Raw genomic sequence first — 15,659 nt, 5'->3', positions numbered from 1 at the left:
TCGACGAGGCTGCGATGACGATCAACATCAACAACAAGGAGGCGGACAGCTTGACGCGTGCCTTCGCCAGAATCGAAGGCGTAGGCATCACCGAGGCGATCGTGATTGCCATGCGCGAAGCCCTGGAGCGGCGCCGCAATCGCGAGACGCCGCTGGAGACAGCGGCAAGGCTGCGCGCCGAGTTCGGAATCAAACTGAGCGACCAGGCGCGCAAACCGCTTCCGCGCTCGGTATACGACGAATTCTCCGGCGAAGACTGATGTTTGTCGACGCGGCCGCTATCGTCGCGATGCTCAGCCATGAGGCCGAAGCCCAGCGCTGTGCGCAGGCGGTCGTGGAAGCATCAGCTCCGTTCACATCGTCGATCGCCGTCTGGGAAGCGGCAATGGCCCTTTCGCGATCCGAAAAGCTGGCAGTGCCGGTCGAAGTGAGCCTTAAGATAGTCAGTCGTTTTCTCGAAGAGCGGGCTATCGCTTTGCGGGAGCTTCCGCCGGTCTCCGACGCAACGTCGTTGTCCATCGAGGCTGCGTCGCGGTTTCGCAATAACGCTATCCGATTGAACTTGGCGGACTGTTTTCACTACGCTTGCGCGCGTTACTACGCTGTTCCGATGCTTTCGACGGCCGACGAATTCAGGCTCACGGATCTGGAGACTGTTCCTTAGGCGCCGGCGATCCCTTGCGCTTCACATTGCGCCGGATCATGCCGAAATCGGCGCCGCCGGTGGCAAAGGCGGTGATGAAGTAGAGCAGCGCCCCGCCGGCCACCAGCGTCAGCAGCGTCGTTGCTTTGACGACCAGCGGCGAGCCGGGACCGAGCCTGACGGCCAGCCAGTGCTCGGCGAAATACAGCGCCACCGCCATCACCGCCGCCGACAGCACCAGCCGCGGAATGCGCTTCAGAAGCGGCACGTCGCGGCCCCAATGGCCACGCCGGATCAAGACGGCAAGCAGCATCAGCGCGTTGACCCAGCCGGCCACGGCCGAGGCGACCGCAATGCCGGGCGCGCCCATCCTGGGAAACAGTGTCAGCGCGATGGCGACGTTCACCGCCACCGAGATGGCGGCGAAGGTCATCGGCGTGCGCGTGTCCTCGCGGGCGAAATAGCCCGGGGTGAAGGCCTTGATCAGCACGAAGGCCGGCAAGCCGAGCCCGAAGATCGCCAGGATCGCCGCCACGGTTGGGGTCGAATGGTTGGCGGCAAACGCGCCGCGCTCATAGACCAGCCGCACGATCGGCTCCGCCATCACCCAAAGCGCCGCCGCCGCCGGCAAGGTCATGAACAGGGTGAACTCGACCGAGCGGTTCTGCAGATTGGCAGCCTCGATGAGATTGCCTGATTTCAGTGCCCGCGACAGTTCCGGCAGCAGCACGATCGCCACTGCAACACCGACGACACCGAGCGGCAGCTGATAGACGCGGTCGGCATAGGCGAGCGAGGACACCGCACTATCCTGCGCCGACGCGATCGCCGTGCCGATCAGCTGGTTGATCTGGGTGATGCCGCCGGTGATCGCCGCCGGCAGGGCCAGGATCAGCAGGCGCTTGACGTTCGGCGTCATTTTTGGCCGGCGGAAGCCGATCGCGATGCCGGCGTTGCGGACCGCCACCCAGACGATGGCGAGTTGCACGAGCCCCGCCGCCAGCACGCCCCAGGACAGGCTGAAGCCGACGGCATGGGCATCCAGCCCGTGATACCAGGCATAGCCAAGCACGCTGATCAGGATGATGTTGAGGAACGCCGGCGCGATCGCCGCAGCGAAATAGCGGCGCAGCGAATTCAGCATGCCCGCCATCATGGCGGCGAGCGACATGCAGATGAGGTACGGGAACATGATCGTCGCCAACAGGACGGTCGTCTCGAACTTGCCCGGCGTGTCGGCGAAACCCGGCGCCACCAGGTAGCGCACGATCAGTGGCATCGCCAGTTCCATGACGATGGTCAGCGCCAGCAGCGCCGAAAACAGCACGCCGAACACTTCCTCCGAAAAGCGCTTGGCGCCGTCGGTGCCGTGCGTTTCGATCTCCTTGGCAAACAGCGGCACGAAGGCGGCGTTGAAGGCGCCTTCGGCGAACAGCCGGCGAAAGGTGTTGGGGAACTGGAAAGCGGCGTTGAAGGCGTCGGCGACCGGTCCGGTGCCGAGTGCGGCGGCCATCAGCATCTCGCGGCCAAAGCCGAGCGCGCGGCTCATCAGCGTGCCGGAAGCGACGGTGGCGAATTTCTTGACGAGGCTCATGCGTCTAGGACTGCCTTAGAGCAATTCCAGGAAAAGTGTGAAACGGTTTTCCGTCCGGAATTGCGTTGAAACAAAGAGTTAGAGCGGTTCGCCGTTTCCGTGAAACGGTGAACAGCTCTAGAGATTGGGACAAAGTGAGGATGGCAGTCACTCGGCGGCCGCCTTGGCCTTGCCGCCGCGTTCGGGCGCGATGCCTTCGAGCGTCGCCATCAGCCGGTTGCGGATGGTGGCGATGCGGGCCGGGCTGTCGATCTTCTGGCTGGTGAGGTCGGTGACATAGAAGGTGTCGATGACCTTTTCGCCGAACGTAGTGATGTGTGCCGAAGCGATGTCGAGCGACAGGTCTGACAGCGTGCCGGTGATCTCCGACAGCAGGCCCGGGCGGTCGAGCCCCTCGACCTCGATGACGGAAAACCGGTTCGACAGCGTGTTGCGGATCTCGGCGCGCGGCGGGATTTTGAACACCTTGGCGCCGCGCTTTGGCTTGGTGCGCTTCTCGATCATCTCCGGCAGCCAGCTCTTGCCCGACAGCACGTCCTCGATCAGCCGGCCGACGCGCTCGGCACGACGGCGCTCGTCCTCGTCGCGGTCGAATTCCCGCGAGATCAGGATCGTGTCGAGGGCGCGGCCGTCCGAGGTGGTAAAAATCTGCGCGTCGACGATGTTGCCGCCGGCGCCGGCGCATGCTCCGGCAATGACCGAGAGAAGACGGGGATGGTCCTGCGCCAAAACGGTGATCTCGGTCACTGCCTCGAACTGATGGGTCTTGACCATGGTGGCAAGCTTGTTGCCGGCCGCGTCCGCCTCGCGGATGAATTCGGCGTGGCGAATCTGGTCCGGCAGGTCGACGGCCAGCAGATAGTTCTCGTAGTGCAGTCCGACATAGCGCTTGCGGGCCTTGTCGGGCCAGTCGGCGAACGCCTCGGCCAGGCGTTCGCGCGCCGCCGCCGTGCGCTGTGCGCGCGACACTTCCGAGAAGCCGCCGGTCAGAAGCAGTTCGGTCTCGTAATAGAGCGTGCGCAGCAGCTGGCCTTTCCAGCCGTTCCAAACACCGGGTCCGACACCCCTGATGTCGCAGACGGTGAGGATCAAAAGCATCTTCAGCCGCTCGACCGACTGCACGATCGCGGCGAAATCCTCGATGGTCTTGCGGTCGTTGAGATCACGGGTCTGTGCCGTCATCGACATGACGAGGTGGTTCTCGACCAGCCAGGCGACCGTTTCCGTATCCGCTGGCGACAACCCCATATGCGGGCAGATGCGCCGTGCGATGCGGGCGCCGGCCTCGGAATGATCTTCCGGCCTGCCCTTGGCGATGTCGTGTAGCAGCACGGCGACATAGAGCGCCTCGCGGCTCTTCTTCAGGCCCGGCATCAGCGAATGCGACAGCGGATGCACCTTCTCGCCGTCGCCGCGTTCGATTTCTGCCAGCACGCCGATGCAGCGGATCAGGTGCTCGTCCACCGTGTAGTGGTGGTACATCGAGAACTGCATCATGGCGACGATCTTGCCGAAGTCGGGGATCAGCCGCCCGAGCAGCCCGGCCTCGTTCATGCGCCGCAGATTGAGTTCGGCGTTGCGGTCCGAGGTCAATATGTCGAGGAACAGCCGGTTGGCCTCCTCGTCGCGGCGCAGCGACTTGTTGACCAGGCCGAGCGAGCGGGTGAGCAGCTTCAGCGCATCGGGGTGGAACTCCAGCCCGTGCTTGTCGGCGAACCAGAACAGTCTCAGCAGATTGACCGGATCGCGTTCGAACACCTGATCGTCGGCGATGTTGATGCGGTGGTTGTCGACGATGAAGTCCGACGTGCCGGCGAGCTTGCGCTTGCGGCGCTGGAAGGTCAGGAAGATGCGGTTGAACCCCGGCACATGCTTGGCCTGCTCTTCCTCAAGCGCGGCGCAGAAGATGCGGGTCAGGTCGCCGACATCCTTGGCGACGAGGAAGTAGTGCTTCATGAAGCGTTCGACGGCCGACAGGCCGGGATGGGTGGTGTAACCCAGCCGCCCGGCGATCTCGCGCTGGATGTCGAAATGCAGCCGCTCCTCGGCCTTGCCGGTGAGGAAATGCATGTGGCAGCGCACCGCCCAGAGAAAATCCTCGGCCTTCTGGAACTCGCGGTACTCGGCTTCGGTGAAGACGCCCTTTTCGACCAATTCCTCGCCGGTGCGCACCCGGTAGAAGTATTTGCCGATCCAGAACAGCGTCTGCAGGTCGCGCAGGCCGCCCTTGCCGTCCTTGACGTTGGGTTCCACCAGATAGCGGCTCTCGCCGGCCTTGGCGTGGCGCTCGTCGCGTTCGGCGAGCTTGGCCTGGACATATTCCGGCCCGGTCGTGCGCACCACCTCGTGGTCAAAGCGCAGCATCAGCTCGTCATAGAGCTTGCGTTCGCCCCACAGGAAGCGCGCTTCCAGGATCGAGGTGCGGATGGTGATGTCGGTGCGCGACAGCCGCAGGCACTCATCGATGTTGCGGGTGGCGTGGCCGACCTTTAAGCCGAGATCCCACAGCATGTAGAGCATGTATTCGACGGTTTGTTCGCCCCACGGCGTCTGCTTGTAAGGCAAGAGGAACAGGAGGTCGATGTCTGATCCTGGCGCCAGCGTGCCGCGGCCATAGCCGCCGACCGCGACGACGGCCATGCGTTCGGCCGACGAACGGTTCTTCACCCGGTAGACATGCGTCGCAGCGAAATCGTAGAGCGCCCGGATCAGCTCATCCATCAGGTGCGACAGCCGCTCGGCACAGGCATTGCCGCCGCCATCCGCTCTCAGCATGACCTCGGCGATCTTTCGGCCTTCGGCAAGCCGGGCCTTGAGAAGCTGCAGAACGCCGGCGCGGGCGGCCGCTCCGGAACCGTCGCCGGCGGTGGCCGTGGTCAGCGCGGTCATCTCGCGGCGCAAGGCTTCGCCGTCGATCAGTTCATCGAGCTTCAGGGAGATTTTCGCCATAGGTACCGGTTGGCCTTGCCTTTTGGGCGGCGTCTATAGCGCGTTTTCGCGGCGCTGGGTATGGGGCTGGCCGACAGCCGGTAAACGACCTAGTCCGTTGCCTCGATCGGGTCGAGCGGCACGACAATCCGTTGCCGGAATCTGCAGAAATCGGCGATCCACCGTGCGGTTCGCCCGGCCTCCCTGCTGATTCTCACGGCCATCGGCTTCCTCTGCCTTCCCATAAGCCCGCTCGCGGTCCGCGCGGCATCGCGTTCTTGGTCAAGCAGGCTTGGCAGCTTTCCGCCGATGAACTGATCCTGTGCGCAGAGTGCCGGAACAAGTTGGTAGATGGTCTTGCCGGCCGACAGGATGGGGTTGAAGATGAGATCATCGGTGGCAATGTTGACCTGCGCCGTTGCCTCCAGAAAGTCGCGCGCCGTTTGCCGCGAGAGCAGATAACCGCCGGCCCCCGGATGCCCCTTGCGGAGCCGGACCATGGAAAAACCATGTCCGGCAGAGGTCCTTCTCCTCTGGATCACGGTTGTGGAGAAGAATGTCTCGAGCTTCACGACGTCGGCGTCCGCCGGCACCCAACTCGTATCGCCCAGCAATGCCCCGGCCTTGCTGGAGAAGACCATGTCGTCCTCGAACACGGCGCCGTATGGGGCCTCGTCCTGGGCAATGATCGTCCAGCAGGCTCGATGACTGTGCAGGCAGGCGATTTCGCTGCTGGAGAGCGGCCGGATGGCATGTATCGCGTGCTGCGGCTGCAGCATCAGCTCGGGACGTTCCTTGCCATCGATCCCCGCGACCCGCTCGAACCCGATGCCCATGCGGGCGAACTCGGCTGTCATATGGGCAAGCCGGTGGGGAGATCGATCGAGATTGATAACCAGGCGCTTCATTTTTCGAGCTATTTTGTATGAAACCTTTGTTTACGAAATTGTAAGGTTCACAGGAACCGCCAAGCACCGCAGGAGCCTTCTAGCGCAGGTGACGTCGTGGTTTGTTGACCGCCTCAGAAGTGGATATTATGCCACAACCTGAAAGACAAGCTTTTAAACCCAGCCATTTTCCCAGGATTACCGGGGGATTACATGTTTCTGGCGGCTGGGGGAATTTTCTATTCAAGGTCACCGGCGGCAAGATGGAGTTCGCCCGGAGCCCAGGATTTCCCTCGGTAGCTCAAGCGAACCTGAGCTTTTGCTGGGCGAACAGCCCGGTCGTGGCCCCAAATGCGAAAAATCGGAACAGCCCTTGACCTTCCAGTTACTGGAAGCACTACCTCCGTACCAGACAGAGGCATAGAGGCATTTTGGAATGACGCATCCAGACCATGATCACCACGGCAACCACCATGCACATGGCGCGCATGGCAGCTGTTGCGCACCGAAAGCTGTGGATGCAGCGGCCGTTCTGCGCGATCCGGTCTGCGGCATGACCGTGGATCCGGCCGCCGGCAAGCCGACATCGGAGCATGGCGGCCGCCTCTATCATTTCTGCAGTGAAGGCTGCCGTTCGAAATTCCAGGCCGGGCCGGAACAATATTTGACGGCCACCGACCCTGTCTGCGGCATGAGCGTCGACCGCTCGACGGCGAAGCACTTCGTCCGCCATGAAGGCCAAGGCTTCTACTTCTGTTCCGCCGCTTGCCAGGCGAAATTCGAAGCGGCGCCGCAGACCTACCTCGGCGACAGGCCGGCGCCGCCGCCCGCGCCCAAGGGCACGCAATACACCTGCCCGATGCATCCGGAGATCATCCGCGACAAGCCCGGCTCCTGCCCGATCTGCGGCATGGCGCTTGAGCCGATGGGCGTACCATCGGGCGATGAGGGGCCAAATCCCGAGCTGGTCGACTTCACCAGGCGGTTCTGGGTCAGCGCGGCCCTGTCGATCCCGCTTCTGATCTTCGCCATGGCGCCGATGGTCGGCCTGAGCTTCGAAAACCTCGTCGGCGACCGGACAAAAACTTGGGCGGAGTTGGCGTTGGCAAGCCCGGTGGTGCTCTGGGCCGCCTTTCCCTTCTTTCATCGTGGCTGGGAGTCGGTCCTCAACCGCAGCCCCAACATGTGGACGCTGATCTCGCTGGGCGTTGGTGCGGCCTACCTCTACAGCGTCGTCGCCACGCTCTTCCCAGACATCTTCCCGCATCAGTTCCGCGGCCATGGCGGTGCCGTGCCGGTCTATTTCGAGGCCGCCGCCGTCATTGTCGCGCTGGTCTTCCTCGGCCAGGTGCTGGAACTGCGTGCCCGCGAAAAGACCGGATCGGCGATCCGCGCCTTGCTCGATCTGGCGCCGAAGACCGCGCGGCGTATCGCCGAGGACGGTTCCGAGACCGACGTGCCGCTGGACAGCGTCAAGGCCGGCGATCGCCTGCGTATCCGGCCCGGCGACGCCGTGCCGGTCGACGGCACCGTGCTCGAAGGTCGCTCCTCCATCGACGAATCGATGATCACGGGCGAACCGTTGCCGGTCGAAAAGGCCGAGGGCGACGCCCTCACTGGCGGCACGCTCAACAGGAACGGCTCGCTGATCATGCGCGCCGAGCGGATCGGCGCCGAGACCACGCTGGCGCGCATCGTCGAACTGGTCGCCAAGGCACAGCGCTCGCGCGCGCCGATCCAAGGCCTGGCCGACCGCGTTTCCTTCTACTTTGTCCCGGCCGTCGTCCTTGTCGCCATCGTGGCCTTCATTGCCTGGGCTATCTTCGGCCCCGAGCCCAGCCTGATCTTCGCCATCGTCTCGGCGGTCTCGGTGCTGATCATCGCCTGTCCCTGCGCGCTTGGCCTCGCCACGCCGATGTCGATCATGACCGCCACCGGGCGCGGTGCACATGCCGGCGTGCTGATCAAGGAAGCCGCAGCGCTCGAACGCTTCGCCTCCGTCGACACGCTGATCGTCGACAAAACCGGCACCTTGACCGAGGGCCGGCCGAAACTGACGGATGTCGTCGCGGCAAACGGCTTTTCCGAAGACGAGCTGCTGGGTCACGCCGCAAGCCTGGAGAAGGGCTCGGAGCATCCGCTGGCCGAGGCCATCGTCGAGGGCGCGGCGGCGCGCGGCGCGACCGTCACTGACGCCGGCGATTTCGAGGCGGTTACCGGCAAGGGCGTTTCAGGCACGGTGTCGGGCAAGGCCGTGGCGCTCGGCAATGCCGCGATGATGGGCGATCTCGGCATCGACGTTTCCGCCGTTTCGGCCAGCGCAGAAACGCTGCAGGGCGACGGCAAGACCGCGATGTTCGTCGCTGTCGGCGGCAGATTGGCCGGCATCGTCGCCGTCGCCGACCCGGTCAAGGCGACCACCGCCGAGGCGATCAAGGCGCTGCATGACAGCGGCTTGAGGATCATCATGGCAACCGGCGACAATGAGCGCACCGCGAACGCAATCGCCAAAAGCCTCGGCATCGACGAGGTTCGCGCCGGGCTGCTGCCGGAACAGAAGGCGGCCCTGGTCGAGGAACTGCGCGGCAGGGGCGCCGGTGTCGCCATGGCTGGCGACGGCGTCAATGACGCACCGGCCCTGGCCAGCGCCGAAGTCGGCATCGCCATGGGCACCGGCGCCGATGTCGCGGTCGAAAGCGCCGGCATCACGCTGGTCAAGGGCGACCTCAACGGCATCGTGCGGGCCCGTACGCTTGCCCAGGCGACGATCGGCAACATCCGCCAGAACCTGTTCTTCGCCTTCCTCTACAATGTGCTTGGCGTGCCGGTCGCCGCCGGCGTGCTCTATCCGCTCACCGGCATGCTTCTGTCGCCGATGCTGGCGGCGGCGGCGATGAGCCTGTCCTCCGTTTCGGTCATCGCCAACGCATTGCGGCTGCGGACGTTGAAACTCTGATCCAAACCCCCAAATACGAAAAGCTACAACAGGAGACCATGAATGACCTTAGCCAAGAAACTCGTGCTTTTGCTGATGGCGGCCGGAATGCTGCTCGCCGTTTTCCTCGAAAGCGTTCCGGCGCAGAGCGAAGAGATGAAACATGACATGGCCGGCATGGCGATGGGTGCGCAAAGCCCCGCCACTGTTGGCTACAAGAAGGCGATGGACAAGATGCACAAGGACATGATGGTCAAATACACCGGCAATGCCGATGTCGACTTCGTCCGCGGCATGATCCCGCACCATCAGGGCGCCATCGACATGGCCAAGGTCGAGCTTGCCAATGGCAAGGACCCGGAAATCCGCAAGCTTGCCGAAGGCGTCATCGCCGCGCAGGAAGCCGAAATCAAGCAGATGCAGGACTGGCTTGCCGCTCATCCGGTGAAGTGAGCCCTTTCGCGACAGGGAGATTTGGCGAGAACGCCTCTGGATTTCTCGCCCGCCCTGTGATGCGATCCGGCCTCGAACGGAGCCTGCCATGCCATCTGCCATGAGAACCACCACACTGCCCTCCGGCGAAGCCGTTCAGGTGCTTGGCCAGGGTACCTGGAAGATGGGCGAAGATTCGCGCCGTCGTGCCGATGAGGTCAAAGCGCTGAAGCTCGGCCTCGACCTTGGCATCACGCTGATCGACACCGCCGAAATGTATGCCAGCGGCGGCGCCGAGGAGGTGGTGGCCGAAGCCATTGCCGGGCGCCGCGCCGAAGTCTTCGTGGTTTCGAAAGTTCTGCCGTCAAACGCGTCGCGAGCGGGCGTGCAGCGCGCCTGCGAGAACAGCCTGAAGCGCCTGCGCACCGACCGCATCGACCTCTATCTCTTGCATTGGCCGGGCAGCGTGCCCTTGATGGAGACGGTCGAAGCCTTCGAGGCTTTGAAGAAGGCCGGCAAGATCCGCCATTGGGGCGTCAGCAATTTCGACACCGAGGAGATGGAGGATCTGGCCGGTCTGCCCGACGGCGGCAACGTCCAGACCAACCAGGTGCTCTACAATCTGGTCCGCCGTGGCCCCGAGTTCGATCTCGCGCCCTGGAGCCGGCAGCGCGGCATTCCCCTGATGGCCTATTCTCCGGTCGAGCAAGGCGCGCTGGCGCGCAATGCCAGGCTCGATGCCGTCGCCGCCCGCCACAATGCGACCCCGGCACAAATCGCCCTGGCCTGGGTGATGCACCAGGACGGCGTCATCGCCATTCCGAAGGCCAGCAGCCAGGAGCATGTCCGTCAGAATGTCGCCGCACTCGACATCAAGCTCACGGCTGAAGATCTCACCGATCTCGACCGCGCCTTCCCGCCGCCGACGCGTAAGCGCGGGCTGGAGATGATCTGACTATTTCCCCGCCAGACCCTTCAGCCGGTACAGCGCCTCCAGCGCCTCTCTCGGCGTCATCTCGTCGGGATTGATCTCGCCCAGCGCAGCACCCAGCGCGTCGCTCTTCACCGGCTTGGGCGCTTCGCGCTTCATCGCCACGGAAAACAGCGGCAGGTCGTCAACGAGCCGGTTGGTCTTGCCGGAAACCTCGCCTTCCTCCAGCTGGTGCAGCACCTGCTTGGCCCGGTCGACCACCGCTTCCGGCAGGCCGGCGAGCCGCGCCACCTGCACGCCGTAGGAGCGGTCGGCGGCACCCTTGCCGACCTCATGCAGGAAGACGACGTCGCCTTCCCATTCCTTGACCCGCATGGTGACATTGTGGAGCCGCGCCAGCTTGCCGGCGAGCGAGGTCATTTCGTGGAAATGGGTGGCGAAGATCGCCCGGCAGCGGTTCTTCTCATGCAGATATTCCACCGCCGCCCAGGCGATCGACAGGCCGTCGAAAGTGGCGGTGCCGCGGCCAATTTCATCCAGGATCACCAGCGCCCGTTCGCCGGCCTGGTTGAGGATCGCCGCCGTCTCGACCATCTCGACCATGAAGGTCGAGCGGCCGCGCGCCAGATCATCCGAGGCGCCGACGCGCGAGAACAGCCGGTCGACGACGCCGATATGGGCCGATGCCGCCGGCACGAAGGAACCGGTCTGGGCCAGGATGGCGATCAGCGCGTTTTGCCGCAGGAACGTCGATTTACCGCCCATGTTCGGGCCGGTCAGCAGCCAGATCGCACCGTTCTTGGCACTCCCCTCCGGCGAGAGGTCGCAATCGTTGGCGACGAACGGGCCGTCGCCGGAACGGCGCAGCGCCTGTTCGACCACCGGATGCCGGCCGCCGGAAATCTCGAAGGCGAGGCTCGCATCCACCACCGGACGGCACCACGCCTCGCTTTCCGAAAGCAGCGCCAGCGCCGCCGACACGTCGAGCGCGGCGAGCGCATCGGCGCCGGCGCGGATCTTTTCCGCCTCGCCGACCGCTTCCGCCGTCAGCGCATCGAAGGCCGCCAGTTCGATGCTGAGCGCCCGGTCGGCGGCATTGGCGATCTTGGTCTCTAGTTCGGCAAGCTCGGTCGTGGTGAAACGCATGGCATTGGCCATGGTCTGGCGGTGGATGAAGCGCGCCTTGGCGCCATCGCTGCCGGTCATGACCGCGTGGTGGTTGGCGGTCACCTCGATGTAGTAGCCCAGCACATTGTTGTGCCGGATCTTCAGCGAGCGGATGCCGGTTTCCTCGATCAGCGAGCGCTCCAGCCCGGCGATCACTTTTCGTGACTCGTCGCGCAGCGCCCGCATCTCGTCGAGTTCCGGATGGTAGCCGCCGCGCAGGAAACCGCCGTCGCGCTTCAACAGCGGCAGTTCCTCGCCGAGCGCCTGCATCAGATGCTGGGCAAGCGCCTGGGGCAGCGCCTGGATGGCGGCCATTGCATCAGCCAATTCCTGGGGCAGGGCGGTCGCGGCGAAGATTTCGGCGATCGCGCCGGCCGCCTCGAAGCCGGCGCGCAGCGCGCCGAGGTCACGCGGCCCGCCGCGGTTGAGCGCCAGCCTGGACAAGGCGCGCGGCATATCGGCGACGCTCTTCAGGCTCGTCCGCACCGCCTGGCACAGCCGGGTTTCGGAGCGGAAGAACGACACCGAGTCCAGGCGCGCGCCGATCGCCGCCGGGTCGGTCAGCGGCGCCATCAGCCGGTCGGCGAGCAGCCTGGCGCCGCCGCCGGTCACCGTGCGGTCGATCGCCTTGAACAGCGAACCCTCGCGGCTCCCCGACAATGTACGCAGCAGCTCCAGATTGCCGCGCGTCGCCGGATCGATGAACAGCGTCGAGCCCTGCTCCTCGCGCTCGGGCCGCGACAGGGGCGGCCGCTCGGCCTTCTGCGTCTTCTCGACATAGGCGATGGCACCTGAGATCGCCGACAGTTCGGCGCGCGAAAACGTGCCGAAACTGTCCGGCGTCGCCACATCGAAGAAGCGGGCGATGCGCCCGGTGGCCGAGGCCGAATCGAACAGCGATGGCGGCTGCGGGTTGGCGACGCGGCCAAGCACGTCGAACACCGGCCTCAGCTGCGGATCGTGGAACACCGGCTCGGCGACGATCAGCTCGCGCGGATCGACGCGGAAGATGTCGGCGAGCAGCCGGTCGGCGGTGGTCTCGGCAACGCGGAAGGCGCCGGTCGAGATGTCGATCCAGGCAATTGCGAAGCTGTGGTCGCTGCCGCCCTTCACCCGTCCCAGCGCCATCAGGAAACTGGATTCGGACGGCGCCAGCAATTTGTCTTCGGTGATGGTGCCTGGCGTCACCAGCCGCACCACATCGCGGCGCACCACCGATTTGGAGCCGCGTTTCTTGGCTTCGGCCGGATCCTCGATCTGCTCGCAGACGGCGACGCGGAAACCCTGGCCGATCAGTTTCTGCAGATAGTCGTCGGCCGCATGCACCGGCACGCCGCACATCGGAATGTCGTGGCCCTGGTGCTTGCCGCGCTTGGTCAACACGATGCCCAGCGCCCGGCTCGCCCTTTCGGCATCGTCGAAAAACAGCTCGTAGAAATCGCCCATGCGGTAGAACAGCAGCGAATCCGGGTTCGCCGCCTTGATCTCGATGAACTGCTCCATCATCGGCGTCACGGCGGCAGTGCCGGGCTGCGGCGGCGTCACCTCGGGGGCGTCGGGCTCGTTCGGGCTGTGCATGTTCATGGCGCGGCACGCTAGCAGATGTGATGGCCGGGTTTAATGCCGGGGCCTCGAAAAGCAGGGGAAGACCGAGGCGATCTCATGCACGCAATTGCCCCTCGGTCTGCGATTCCCGCGCGCTGGCGGTTTACACGCGGCGGCGCGTGGTCTTAATTCGGACCGAAACAAAGCACCCCGCCTCAAGGAGGTGCAGCACCGGCGAGGAAATCAAAAGCATCATGGCCAGGAAAACCGAGAACAACGGTCCGTCCGTCAGCGCGCAGGAAGCGCTCGAATTCCACGCGATGGGCCGGCCCGGCAAGCTGGAGATCGTCGCCACCAAGCCGATGACGACGCAGCGCGATCTGAGCCTCGCCTATTCGCCTGGCGTCGCCGTGCCGGTGCGCGCCATTGCCGAGGATCCCAGCCGCGCCTTCGACTACACGACGCGCGGCAACATGGTCGCCGTCATTTCCAACGGCACCGCCATTCTTGGCCTTGGCAATCTCGGCGCGCTGGCCTCGAAGCCGGTGATGGAAGGCAAGGCGGTGCTGTTCAAGCGCTTCGCCGATGTCGATTCCATCGATCTCGAGGTCGACACCGAGGATGCCGACGAATTCATCAATTGCGTGCGCTTCCTCGGGCCGTCCTTCGGCGGCATCAACCTCGAAGACATCAAGGCGCCGGAATGCTTCATCATCGAGCAGCGCCTGCGCGAATTGATGGACATCCCGGTCTTCCATGACGACCAGCACGGTACCGCCATCATCTCGGCCGCCGGCCTGATCAACGCGCTTGAAATCACCGGCCGCGACATGAAGACCACGAAGATGGTCTGCAACGGCGCCGGCGCCGCCGGCATCGCCTGCATCGAGCTGATGAAGGCGATGGGCTTCGCGCCGGAAAATATCACTTTGTGCGACACCAAGGGCGTCGTCTTCCAGGGCCGCACCGAAGGCATGAACCAATGGAAGTCGGGGCATGCGGTCAAGACCGAGGCGCGCAGTCTCGCCGACGCGCTCGACGGCGCGGATATCTTCCTCGGCCTCTCGGCCAAGGGCGCGCTGACCACCGCCATGGTGCAGTCGATGGCCAAGAACCCGATCATCTTCGCCATGGCCAATCCCGATCCGGAGATCACGCCCGAGGAAGTGGCAGAGATCCGCACCGACGCCATCATGGCGACCGGGCGTTCGGACTATCCGAACCAGGTCAACAACGTGCTCGGCTTCCCCTACATCTTCCGTGGCGCGCTGGATGTCAGGGCCACCACCATCAACGACGACATGAAGATCGCCGCGGCCAAGGCGCTCGCCGAACTGGCGCGCCAGGACGTGCCCGACGACGTCGCCGCCGCCTATCAGGGCAACCGGCCGAAATTCGGCCCCAACTACATCATCCCGGTGCCGTTCGACCCGCGCCTGATCTCGGCCATTCCGCTGGCGGTGGCCAAGGCGGCGATGGAGTCGGGCGTTGCCCGCAAACCGATCCTCGACCTCGACCGCTACGCGCAGGAGCTGTCGGCCCGCCGCGACCCGATCGCCTCCACCCTGCAGCGCATCTACGACCGCGTGCGGCGCCAGCCCAAACGCATCGTCTTCGCTGAGGGCGAGGAGGAGCAGGTGATGCGCGCCGCCGTCTCCTATGTGAACCAGCGCCTCGGCACCGCCATCCTGCTCGGCCGCGACGACGTCATCAAGGAAAACGCCAAGCACGCCGGCATCGACCTGAACAAACAAGGCATCGAGATCATCAATGCGCGGCTGTCGCGCCGCAACGGCATCTACACCGACTATCTCTACGAGCGCATGCAGCGCAAAGGCTTCCTGTTCCGCGACTGCCAGCGCCTGATCAACAACGACCGCAACCACTTCGCCGCCTGCATGGTGGCGCTGGGCGATGCCGACGGTATCGTCACCGGCGTGACCCGCAACTATTCGACAGCACTCGACGACATCCGCCGCGTCATCGACGCCAAGCCCGGCCACCGCGTCATCGGCGTCTCGATCGTGCTGGCACGGGGCAAGACTGTGCTGGTCGCCGACACCGCCGTGCACGACATGCCGAATGCCGAGCAGATCGCCGACATCGCCGAGGAAGCGGCAGGCTTCGCCCGCCGCATGGGTTATGAGCCGAGGCTCGCCATGCTCGCCTACTCCACCTTCGGCCACCCGCAGGGCGAACGCTCCGAGCGCGTCCAGGAGGCAGTGCGCATCCTCGACAAGCGCCGCGTCGATTTCGAATATGACGGCGAAATGGCCGCCGACGTCGCGCTCAACGCGCGCGCCATGGCGCAGTATCCGTTCATAAGGCTCACCGGTCCGGCGAATGTGCTGATCATGCCGGCGTTCCACTCCGCGTCGATCTCGACCAAGATGCTGCAGGAACTCGGCGGCTCGACGGTCATCGGCCCGCTGCTGGTCGGGCTGAACAAGCCGGTGCAGATCGTCTCGCTGAACGCCAAGGACTCGGATATCGTCAACATGGCGGCGATCGCGGCCTATACGGCGGGGACTTGAGGGGCGGGCCCCCTAGAAGGCGGGAGCCAACGATCCGGCTTTCGAACGAGGCGGCGCCCAAAG

General features: G+C 64.7%; 10 protein-coding genes. 6 read left to right on the top strand and 4 right to left on the bottom strand.

Annotation, left to right across the window (positions count from 1 at the left end):
- Positions 1-14: 14 nt before the first annotated feature.
- Entirely contained in the window at positions 15-260 is a 246-nt protein-coding gene (locus JN279_RS00980) for a type II toxin-antitoxin system VapB family antitoxin (protein ID WP_096453097.1), read from the top strand.
- Entirely contained in the window at positions 260-664 is a 405-nt protein-coding gene (locus JN279_RS00975) for a type II toxin-antitoxin system VapC family toxin (protein WP_202351777.1), read from the top strand. The genes JN279_RS00980 and JN279_RS00975 overlap by 1 nt, the downstream gene beginning before the upstream one ends.
- Here JN279_RS00975 and murJ read toward each other — a convergent pair.
- The 3 genes from murJ to JN279_RS00960 form a co-directional block, all read right to left on the bottom strand.
- Positions 639-2,237 (bottom strand): murein biosynthesis integral membrane protein MurJ, encoded by a 1,599-nt coding sequence (murJ, locus tag JN279_RS00970; protein WP_202351776.1) that lies wholly within the window; start codon positions 2,235-2,237, stop codon positions 639-641. The two genes, JN279_RS00975 and murJ, sit on opposite strands and share 26 nt — an antisense overlap.
- 147 nt (positions 2,238-2,384) lie before the next feature.
- Positions 2,385-5,186, bottom strand: a complete 2,802-nt coding sequence (locus JN279_RS00965) for a [protein-PII] uridylyltransferase (RefSeq protein WP_202351775.1) — start codon at positions 5,184-5,186, stop codon at positions 2,385-2,387.
- Between the two features lie 89 nt (positions 5,187-5,275).
- Positions 5,276-6,073 (bottom strand): glycosyltransferase family 25 protein, encoded by a 798-nt coding sequence (locus JN279_RS00960; RefSeq protein ID WP_096453105.1) that lies wholly within the window; start codon positions 6,071-6,073, stop codon positions 5,276-5,278.
- A gap of 415 nt (positions 6,074-6,488) precedes the next feature.
- On the opposite strand from JN279_RS00960, the gene JN279_RS00955 reads away from it, so the two are divergent.
- The 3 genes from JN279_RS00955 (at position 6,489) to JN279_RS00945 (ending at position 10,374) form a co-directional block, all read left to right on the top strand.
- Positions 6,489-9,008, top strand: coding sequence for a heavy metal translocating P-type ATPase (locus tag JN279_RS00955; RefSeq protein WP_096453107.1), 2,520 nt, complete (start codon positions 6,489-6,491; stop codon positions 9,006-9,008).
- A gap of 42 nt (positions 9,009-9,050) precedes the next feature.
- On the top strand, positions 9,051-9,440 hold the full coding sequence (copM, locus tag JN279_RS00950) for a CopM family metallochaperone (protein WP_096453109.1): 390 nt from the start codon (positions 9,051-9,053) through the stop codon (positions 9,438-9,440).
- Positions 9,441-9,528: 88 nt separating this feature from the next.
- Positions 9,529-10,374, top strand: a complete 846-nt coding sequence (locus JN279_RS00945; RefSeq protein WP_096453111.1) for an aldo/keto reductase — start codon at positions 9,529-9,531, stop codon at positions 10,372-10,374.
- Here JN279_RS00945 and mutS read toward each other — a convergent pair whose 3' ends face one another.
- On the bottom strand, positions 10,375-13,101 hold the full coding sequence (mutS, locus tag JN279_RS00940; RefSeq protein ID WP_202351774.1) for a DNA mismatch repair protein MutS: 2,727 nt from the start codon (positions 13,099-13,101) through the stop codon (positions 10,375-10,377).
- Positions 13,102-13,316: 215 nt separating this feature from the next.
- On the opposite strand from mutS, the gene JN279_RS00935 reads away from it, so the two are divergent.
- Positions 13,317-15,596 (top strand): NADP-dependent malic enzyme, encoded by a 2,280-nt coding sequence (locus JN279_RS00935; protein WP_096453115.1) that lies wholly within the window; start codon positions 13,317-13,319, stop codon positions 15,594-15,596.
- The last annotated feature ends 63 nt before the right edge of the window (positions 15,597-15,659 follow it).

This window comes from Mesorhizobium sp. 113-1-2 (assembly GCF_016756475.1).
GTDB lineage: Bacteria > Pseudomonadota > Alphaproteobacteria > Rhizobiales > Rhizobiaceae > Mesorhizobium > Mesorhizobium loti_C.
The sequence above is the reverse complement of the archived record's forward strand: the minus strand, read 5'-3'. Positions and strand labels throughout refer to the sequence as shown.